This window comes from Stenotrophomonas sp. GD04024 (assembly GCF_029837545.1).
Taxonomy (GTDB): Bacteria; Pseudomonadota; Gammaproteobacteria; order Xanthomonadales; family Xanthomonadaceae; genus Stenotrophomonas; species Stenotrophomonas forensis.
On record NZ_JAOEDV010000035.1, the window covers coordinates 34776 to 43214 of the forward strand.

The 8439-nt window shown below is 68.3% G+C and carries 8 protein-coding genes; 5 read left to right on the top strand and 3 right to left on the bottom strand.

Annotation, left to right across the window (positions count from 1 at the left end; translation table 11 throughout):
• Positions 1-98: 98 nt before the first annotated feature.
• From N7590_RS12770 to glpK, 3 genes are all read left to right on the top strand, one after another.
• Positions 99-734, top strand: coding sequence for an OmpW family outer membrane protein (locus N7590_RS12770; RefSeq protein ID WP_164241400.1), 636 nt, complete (start codon positions 99-101; stop codon positions 732-734).
• A gap of 182 nt (positions 735-916) precedes the next feature.
• Positions 917-2398 (top strand): glycerol-3-phosphate dehydrogenase, encoded by a 1482-nt coding sequence (glpD, locus tag N7590_RS12775; protein ID WP_164241399.1) that lies wholly within the window; start codon positions 917-919, stop codon positions 2396-2398.
• A gap of 79 nt (positions 2399-2477) precedes the next feature.
• Positions 2478-3977: a glycerol kinase GlpK gene (glpK, locus tag N7590_RS12780; RefSeq protein WP_164241398.1), complete on the top strand. Its 1500-nt coding sequence runs from the start codon at positions 2478-2480 to the stop codon at positions 3975-3977.
• Positions 3978-3989: 12 nt separating this feature from the next.
• Here the strand turns inward: glpK and N7590_RS12785 are convergent, their stop codons facing one another.
• Together N7590_RS12785 and N7590_RS12790 are read right to left on the bottom strand one after the other, a co-directional pair.
• Positions 3990-4784, bottom strand: coding sequence for a MetQ/NlpA family ABC transporter substrate-binding protein (locus N7590_RS12785; protein ID WP_053450869.1), 795 nt, complete (start codon positions 4782-4784; stop codon positions 3990-3992).
• A 26-nt stretch (positions 4785-4810) separates the two neighbouring features.
• Positions 4811-5782, bottom strand: a complete 972-nt coding sequence (locus N7590_RS12790; RefSeq protein ID WP_008267051.1) for a YafY family protein — start codon at positions 5780-5782, stop codon at positions 4811-4813.
• Between the two features lie 81 nt (positions 5783-5863).
• Between N7590_RS12790 and N7590_RS12795 the strand changes: the two genes are divergently transcribed.
• On the top strand, positions 5864-6466 hold the full coding sequence (locus N7590_RS12795; protein WP_164241397.1) for a hypothetical protein: 603 nt from the start codon (positions 5864-5866) through the stop codon (positions 6464-6466).
• Between the two features lie 106 nt (positions 6467-6572).
• On the top strand, positions 6573-7349 hold the full coding sequence (locus tag N7590_RS12800; protein WP_006471539.1) for a DUF481 domain-containing protein: 777 nt from the start codon (positions 6573-6575) through the stop codon (positions 7347-7349).
• A 116-nt stretch (positions 7350-7465) separates the two neighbouring features.
• On the opposite strand, the gene hemC is transcribed toward N7590_RS12800, so the two are convergent.
• On the bottom strand, positions 7466-8377 hold the full coding sequence (gene hemC / locus N7590_RS12805; RefSeq protein ID WP_053450871.1) for a hydroxymethylbilane synthase: 912 nt from the start codon (positions 8375-8377) through the stop codon (positions 7466-7468).
• Positions 8378-8439: the final 62 nt, after the last annotated feature.

Here is an 8439-nt window from a genome sequence, read left to right on the forward strand (position 1 = left end):
TTTTTAACGCGCGTCGGATTCGATTCATGTTGGGGCGACTACGGTGTGCTCGCCCCGCAACCGGGGGCCCAAAACAAGAAACATTAGGAGATACCCCCATGCGCTCCATCCGTATCCTGAGTCTCGCCCTGCTGACCTCCGCCGCGTTCGCGCCGGCCGCTTTCGCCCAGGACAGCAGCAGCACCGATACCGCTTCGGGCAAGCATTTTGCCGTTGTTGGCGGCATCTCGCTGCTGCAGCCGAAGAATGATCCGATCGACGGCATCAAGAAGACCGATGGCGGCCCGGCGCCGACCGTCAGCTTCAGCTACTACGTCAACGACAACTGGGCCGTTGAACTGTGGGGCGCCGCCGACAAGTTCGACAACAAGTTCAAGGGCCCGAACAACGTTCGCGTGGGTTCGGTCGAGCAGCAGCCGGTCGCGCTGAGCGGCCAGTACCACTTCGGCCAGGCCGACAACGTGTTCCGTCCGTTCGTGGGCGTGGGCTACTACCAGTCGAGCTTCAGCAGCGAAAAGCTGGCCGACGGCAGCAGCTCCGACATCCGCCTGAAGGACGCCAAGGGCGTGATCGGCACCGTCGGCGTGGACATGAACATCAATTCCACCTGGTTCGCCCGTGCTGACGCCCGCTACATGCGCGCCCGCCCGGACGTGAAGGTTGGCGGCGAGAAGATCGGCGAAGCCAAGATGGATCCGTGGACCGTCGGCTTCGGCATCGGCGCCCGCTTCTGATCCAGGCAGCACCGCTCCATTGATGCAACGCGACGGGCCCTTCGGGGCCCGTCGTCGTTTCCGTCACCTGCGGTCTGTAGAGTCGAGCTTGCTCGACTGCCTTTCGTAGAGTCGAGCTTGCTCGACTATCGGCAATGCAGTCGAGCAAGCTCGACTCTACAGACACAGGACACGGAGGCGCGATGGAGGAGGTTGACCTGCTGGTGATCGGTGGCGGCATCAACGGTGCCGGCATCGCCCGTGACGCGGCCGGTCGCGGCCTGCGGGTGCTGCTGTGTGAACAGCATGACCTGGCCGCGCACACCTCCAGTGCCAGCAGCAAACTGATCCACGGCGGCCTGCGTTACCTGGAACAGGGTGAACTGGGCCTGGTGCGCAAGGCACTGGGCGAGCGCGAGGTGGTGCGCCGGCAGGCACCGCACCTGGTCCATCCGTTGCGCTTCGTGCTGCCCTGGGAACCGCACCTGCGCCCGCGCTGGATGCTGCGCGTGGGGCTGTGGCTGTACGACCACCTGGGCCGGCGCAGCCCTGCCTTCCCCGCCTCGCAGGCGCTGGACCTGCAGCAGGATTCGCTCGGCGCCTGGCTCTCTCCGATGCTGCGGCGGGCCTTCAGCTATGCCGATGCACAGGTCGATGATGCGCGGCTGGTACTGCTGAACGCACTGGATGCCGCGCAGCGCGGCGCGCAGGTGCAGGTGCGCAGCCGCTGCACCGAACTGCGTGCGCTGCAGGGCCGTTGGCAGGCCGTGCTGGAAACCCACGATGGTCAGCAACGGCACGTGATCGCACGCGCAGTGGCCAATGCCGCGGGCCCGTGGGCGGGCGGCCTGCTGGAACGGATGCAGGCGCGCAGCGGCGGCCCCGCCCTGCGCCTGGTGCAGGGCAGCCACATCGTGCTGCGCCGCCCCTGGCCCGAAGACAGCGCCTGCCTGCTGCAGCAACCCGATGGCCGGGTGGTGTTCCTGCTGCCCTTCGCCCACGACCACCTGCTGGTCGGCACCACCGACACCGATTACCGTGGCGATCCGGCGCGCTGCAGCGTGCTGCCGTCCGAGGTGGCCTACCTGTGCGATGCCGCCAACCGCTACCTGCGTGAACCGATCACCGCCGCAGACGTGGCCTGGCAGTTCGCCGGTGTGCGCCCGCTGCTGGCCGACCCGGACCCGCGTGCGGCGAAGCTTAGCCGCGACTACCGCCTGCAGGTACAGTCCGATCCGGCGCCGGCACTGCATGTGCTCGGCGGCAAACTGACCACCTATCGGGTACTGGCCGAAGAGGCACTGGACCTGCTGCGCCCTGCCCTGCCGCAGATGGGGCCCGCCTGGACCGCAACCGGAGCCGCACTGCCGGGCAGCGACTGGGGGGACGCCGCACAGGCCCGCTCGCAGCTGAGCGCGCGGGCTCCCTGGTTGCCCGCGGACATCGCGCGACGCTGGGCCGGGGCCTACGGCAGCCGCAGCGCGTCGTTGCTGGGCGCGGCGCAATCCATGGACGATCTTGGCGAGCACTTCGGTGCGGGCCTGCATGCGCGCGAAGTGGATTTCCTGCGGGAGCATGAGTGGGCGCACGACGCCGATGATGTGCTGTGGCGGCGGAGCAAGCTGGGGTTGCGGCTGGATGCCGCGCAGATGGCACGGCTGCAGGCCTGGATGGATAGACGGTAGAGTCGAGCTTGCTCGACTGGCATGAAGAGCAGTCGAGCAAGCTCGACTCTACCAATACCATCGCTACCGGAGACGCTGCATGACGCCCCGCTACGTGCTGGCCATCGACCAGGGCACCACCAGTTCGCGCGCGATCCTGTTCGACCGTGCCGGCAACATCGTCGGCAGCGCGCAGCGCGAGTTCGCGCAGATCTTCCCGCACCCCGGCTGGGTCGAGCATGACCCGCGCGAGATCCTCACCAGCGTCTATGCCACGCTGACCGAACTGCTCAGCCGCGGGCAGATCGACCCGCGCCATATCGCCGCGCTGGGCATCACCAACCAGCGCGAGACCACCGTGGTCTGGGACCGCGCCACCGGCCAGCCGATCCACAACGCCATCGTCTGGCAGTCGCGGCAGAGCCACGCCCTCTGCGAGCGGCTGAAGTCCGATGGCCACGAGGCGCTGGTGCGCGAGCGTACCGGCCTGCTGATCGATGCGTATTTTTCCGCAACCAAAGTGCGCTGGATCCTCGACCACGTGGAGGGCGCGCAACAGCGGGCCGAGCGCGGCGAACTGCTGTTCGGCACCATCGACAGCTGGCTGGTGTGGAACCTCAGCGGTGGCCAGGCGCACGTGACCGATTACAGCAACGCCGCGCGCACGCTGCTGTTCAACATCCACACGCTGGACTGGGATGACGACCTGCTGGCGCTGCTGGACATCCCGCGCGCGATGCTGCCGCAGGTGCGCGACTCCAGTTCGGTATACGCGCACACCCGGCCGCAGTTCTTCTTTGACCATCCGATCCCGATCGCCGGCATCGCCGGTGACCAGCAGGCGGCGCTGTTCGGCCAGGCCTGCTTCCAGCCGGGCATGGTCAAGAACACCTATGGCACCGGCTGCTTCATGCTGATGCATACCGGCACCCAGGCGGTGCGTTCGCGCAACGGACTGCTGACTACCATCGCCTGGGGCCTGGACGGGCGCGTGGAGTACGCGCTGGAGGGCTCGATCTTCGTGGCCGGCTCGGTGGTGCAGTGGCTGCGCGATGGGCTGCGCATGATCGAACGCGCCGGCGACAGCCAGGCACTGGCCGCGCAGGTACCCGACAGTGGCGGGGTCTACCTGGTGCCAGCGTTCGTCGGCCTCGGCGCGCCCTATTGGCGCAGTGACGTGCGCGGCGCGATGTTCGGGTTGACCCGGGGCACGCGCAAGGCGCACTTCGTGCGCGCCGCACTGGAAGCGATGGCCTACCAGACCCGCGATGTGCTGGATGCGATGCAGTCCGATGCAGGCATCGCGCTGACCGAGCTGCGCGCTGATGGCGGTGCGATCGGCAACGACTTCCTGGCCGGCTTCCAGGCCGACATCCTCGGCGTGCCGCTGCTGCGGCCGCGACTGACCGAGACCACCGCGCTGGGTGCGGCCTACCTGGCCGGGCTGGCGGTGGGGTTCTGGACCAGCCGCGAGCAGATCACCGCGCAATGGGGCCTGGACCGGCGCTTCGAGCCACAGATGGAGGTGGCGCGGCGCGAGAAGCTGTACGCCGGGTGGCAGCAGGCGGTGGCCGCCACGCTCGCCTTCCACGTCGACTGAGGGTAGCGCCGGTCAGAACGCCGGCAGCACCGCGCCCTTGTACTTGGTTTCGATGAAGGCCTTCACCTGCGGGCTGGTCAGCGCCTTGGCCAGCTTCTGAACGCGGGCATCGTCCTTGTTGTCCGGGCGCGCGACCAGGAAGTTCACGTACGGCGAATCCTTGCTTTCGATCGCCAGCGCGTCCTGGGTCGGGTTGAGGCCGGCATCCAGCGCATAGTTGGTGTTGATCAGGGCCAGATCGACCTGGTCCAGCACGCGCGGCAGCATCGCCGAGTCCAGCTCGCGGAACTTCAGGTTCTTCGGGTTGGCGATGATGTCGCGCTGGGTCGACAACGCGTTGGTCGGGTCCTTCAGTTCGATCACGCCGGCCTTGTGCAGCAGGATCAGCGCACGGCTGTTGTTGCTCGGGTCGTTCGGGATCACCACGTCGGCGCCCTCACGCAGCTCGGCCAGCGACTTGATCTTGCGCGAGTACGCACCGAACGGCTCGATGTGCACGCCGATCACCTTCACCAGGTCGGTCTTGCGGTCGCGGTTGTAGGCATCCAGGTACGGCTCGGTCTGGAAGTAGTTGGCGTCCACCTGCTTCTGCACCAGCTGGTCGTTGGGCTGCACGTAGTCGTTGAACACGCGCACGTCCAGGTCCACGCCTTCCTGCTTGAGGATCGGCTTGACCACCTCGAGGATCTCGGCGTGCGGCACGGCCGTGGCGGCCACCACCAGCTTCTGCGAGGGTTCGCCGGATTTTCCGCAGGCGGTCAGGGCCAGCGCAGCGGCAAGCAGGGGCAGCAACAGGGTCTTCTTCATGGGCGGTGGGGTTCTCGTGGGGAGGGTCAGGCGTTGTCGTAGTTGCTCAGGGCCAGCTCGAGCAGGGCCTTGGCCTGCTCGCGCAGCATCACAGGCTCCACGATCTCGGCATCCGAGCCATAGTGCAGCACGTCCATCAACAGCTCGCGCGAGACGCTGTACGGCACCTTCAGTTCATAGCGGCCATCGGCCAGGAAGCGGCCCTGCTGCTTGGAGTGCCAGTGCTCGTCGGCCACCCAGCGCGCGGCCTTGGCGCTGAACAGGATGGTCGCCCAGCCCTTCGGCGCGCCGGAGAAGATCCCGTAGCTGGCACCCAGCTGCTCGTCCAGTTCGCTGTCGGCAACATCGCGGGCGGTGCTGTCGACCACCCGCGCCTTGTGGATGCGGTCCACGGCAAAGCTGCGCAGCGCGTCGCGGTCGTGGTCCCAGGCATCCAGGTACCAGTTGTCGCGGTAGTGGGTCAGGCGCTGCGGCGAGACCGTGCGCTTGGTCGGCTCGTCGGTGGAACGGGCGCGGTACTCGAACGCCAGCTGGCGGCGCTCCAGCACCGCCGAGGCGACGCTGCGGAAGCTGCCTTCATCGAACTTGCGCCCACGGTGCGGGATCACCCGCACGCGGTCCACCGGCCAGCTGGAGACACCTGCCTGGGCCGCCAGCAGGCTTTCGATGCGCTGCTGCAGCGGTGCCAGCACCGAGGACAGCACGCCGCCGCCGGTGCGCGCCAGCAGGTGCTGCGAGGCCAGCAGGGCGTGCAGTTCCTCCGAGCTCAGCCACAGGCCGGGCAGCTCGAAGCGGTCGCTCTCGTCGGCGTGGTAGCGGAAGCCGGCTTCTCCGTCGCCCTCGATCGGCGCCATCAGCGCGTCGCGCAGGAAGGCCAGGTCGCGGTAGACGGTGGCACGGGAACAACCGAGCTTGTCCTGCAGGGTCGCCACCGTCACCGGATAGCGCGCGGACTTGAGCAGACGATGCAGGGCGGTGATGCGTTCGTATCGGTCCATACCCCCGATTATGTCCGAGTCGCGGGTCTTGTGTGGGACGTTTGGGCTATCGTGGTCGCCCCCACCCCCATGGAACGCCCGATGCGCCGGTTGCCTGCCCTGTCCCTGCTGGCCTGCCTGCTGCTGGCCGCCTGCGATCGCGCACCAGCGCCGGCCAGCACCGAAGCCCCGGTACCGGCCGCCGATCCGGCGCAGGCCGTGCTGGGCGCCAGCCAGCGCTTCGCCGCGCTGCGCAGCTTCCACGCCGAGCTGGAGGTGCTGGGCGCCCCCCAGCCGGTGCGCAGCGCCATGGACTTCGTCGCCCCCGACCGTTTCCGCGTGCAGACCCCGGCCGGACCGCAGACGATCATCGGTGACACGCTGTTCCTGCAGGCCGAAGGCGCGATCCGCCAGGTGCCGGCCCCGCCGGGCCTGCTCGAACAGTGGCGCAACCCGTTGCCGGCCGATGCCCTGCCCGCCAACCTGCAGGCCGAGGACCTGGGCAACCAGACCCTGGACGGGGTCGAGACCCGCCACTACCGGCTGCGTGGCAGCCAGCCCAGTGAGCGCCTGGAGTACTGGATCGATGCCCAGGGCCTGCCGCGGCAGCTGGTGCGCAGCGGCAGCAGCAATGGCCGCAGCTTCCAGCTGCGCCTGCGCTACTCGCGCTTCAACGATCCGGCATTGCGCGTCGATCTGCCCTGAATAGGCGATCGCGGCAACGTTCGCTGAAGCGCGCATTGGATCGATTCGGACCGCCATCACGCTTCCAGTATCATCACCGGCTGTTAACCGCTTCGGAGAAGCCTCGATGTCCCTGCGCGTGTCCCTGCTGATTCCCCTGCTGCTGTGCGCGCCGCTCGCGTATGCACAGGATGCCTCCGAACTGGCGGCGATGTCCTCGCCGTGGAGCGGCAGCGGCGGCGAGCTCGGCTTCGCATCGGCACGCGGCAACAGCAGCACCGAAAGCTTCAATGGCCGCCTGCGCCTGCGCTACACCGATGGCGACTGGGTGCACAGCATGGACCTGTTCGGCCTGCGCTCGAGCTCGAAGGTGACCGAGACCGCCGACGACGGCACCACCACCCGTCGCAACAACACCACCGCCAACCGCTACACCGGCAGCGCCGGCAGCGCGCTGCAGCTGGGCGAGCACCGCCAGCTGACCGCGACGGTGCGTACCGAGCGCGACGACTTCGCCACCTACGACCGCCAGAGTTCGTTCGGCCTGGGCTACGGCACCCGCCTGTGGAACACCGAGCGCTTCTCCTTCGACGCGCAGATCGGCCCCGGTGTGCGCCGCACCCACAGCACCGAGGACGACCGCACCCGTACCGGCATGATCGGTCGCGGCCTGTTCGACCTGAAGTACTCGCTGACCGACAACACCGACCTGGTCAACACCCTGCTGGTCGAATCCGGTTCGTACAACACCTTCGGCCAGAATGACTTCGGTGTCTCGGTGAGCATGAACGAGCACCTGGCGCTGAAGGCCGGCTGGCAGGCGCGTTACAACAGTGACGTGGCCGAGGACAAGCGCAAGACCGACACGCTGACCACGATGAACGTGGTCTACAAGTTCAAATAAGCAACGGGCGCCAAAGGCGCCCGTTCTTCTTTCGGTAGTGCCGGCCGCTGGCCGGCAACTGCATCCAACTGGGGGCACCAGGTTGCCGGCCAGCGGCCGGCACTACCTGCGGTGGCTCAGACGTTCAACAGCTCGCCGGCACCGGCGTCCAGCAGCATCGTCGCCACGCGCTGGCCCAGCGCATCCGGGTCGCTGGCCGGCCCCACCGCTTCGGCGCGTACCGCGCGGCCGTCACTGGCGCTGCCGACCAGGCCCTGCAGGTGCAGGTCATTGCCCTGCCACTGCGCGATGGCCGCCACCGGCACGTGGCAGCTACCATGCAGCGCACGGTTCATCGCCCGCTCGGCCTCCACACAGGCGCGGGTGGAAGCGTCGTCAAGTCCCGCGAACAGGGCCATCAGGCGTGCGTTGCCGCCATCGCACTCCACCGCCACCGCGCCCTGTGCCGGCGCCGGCAGCCACTGCGGCGGCTGCAGGCGCGCGACGATGCGCTGGCCCAGGCCCAGCCGCTCCAGCCCGGCCACCGCCAGCACGATGGCGTCGTAGCCACCATTGTCGAGCTTGGCCAGGCGGGTGTTGACGTTGCCGCGCAGGTCCAGCAGTTCCAGGTCCGGGCGCAGCGCGCGCAACTGGGCCTGGCGGCGCAGCGACGAGGTGCCGACACGCGCACCGATCGGCAGCGCCTCCAGCGAGGCGTACAGGTTGGAGACGAAGCCATCAGCAGGGTCGTGCCGGGTCAGCATCGCCGGCAACGCAAACGGCGCGTCCAGCTCCATCGGTACGTCCTTCAGCGAATGCACGGCACAGTCGGCCTCACCGCGCAGCATGGCCAGCTCCAGTTCCTTCAGGAACAGGCCCTTGCCACCGATGGCGGCCAGCGAGCGGTCCAGCACCTCGTCGCCGCGGGTGCTCATCGGCACCAGTTCCACGTGCAGGCCGGGGTGGGCCTGGCGCAGGCGGTCGGCGACGTGTTCGCTCTGCCAGAGGGCGAGCGGGCTCTTGCGGGTGGCGATGCGGACGGTTTCCATCCGGGCATTATCGCGCCTTCGGCGCGGATACGGCCAACGGCGGAGCCCCTCGTGGCTGGCGG

What these genes read in the sequence shown, in the direction of transcription:
- N7590_RS12770 (WP_164241400.1), top strand. Translation starts at nt 99, where the DNA reads ATGCGCTCCATCCGTATCCTGAGTCTCGCCCTGCTGACCTCCGCCGCG.
- hemC (WP_053450871.1), bottom strand. Translation starts at nt 8,377, where the DNA reads ATGGAAACCGTCCGCATCGCCACCCGCAAGAGCCCGCTCGCCCTCTGG.
- glpD (WP_164241399.1), top strand. Translation starts at nt 917, where the DNA reads ATGGAGGAGGTTGACCTGCTGGTGATCGGTGGCGGCATCAACGGTGCC.
- N7590_RS12785 (WP_053450869.1), bottom strand. Translation starts at nt 4,784, where the DNA reads ATGAAGAAGACCCTGTTGCTGCCCCTGCTTGCCGCTGCGCTGGCCCTG.
- N7590_RS12800 (WP_006471539.1), top strand. Translation starts at nt 6,573, where the DNA reads ATGTCCCTGCGCGTGTCCCTGCTGATTCCCCTGCTGCTGTGCGCGCCG.
- N7590_RS12795 (WP_164241397.1), top strand. Translation starts at nt 5,864, where the DNA reads ATGCGCCGGTTGCCTGCCCTGTCCCTGCTGGCCTGCCTGCTGCTGGCC.
- N7590_RS12790 (WP_008267051.1), bottom strand. Translation starts at nt 5,782, where the DNA reads ATGGACCGATACGAACGCATCACCGCCCTGCATCGTCTGCTCAAGTCC.
- glpK (WP_164241398.1), top strand. Translation starts at nt 2,478, where the DNA reads ATGACGCCCCGCTACGTGCTGGCCATCGACCAGGGCACCACCAGTTCG.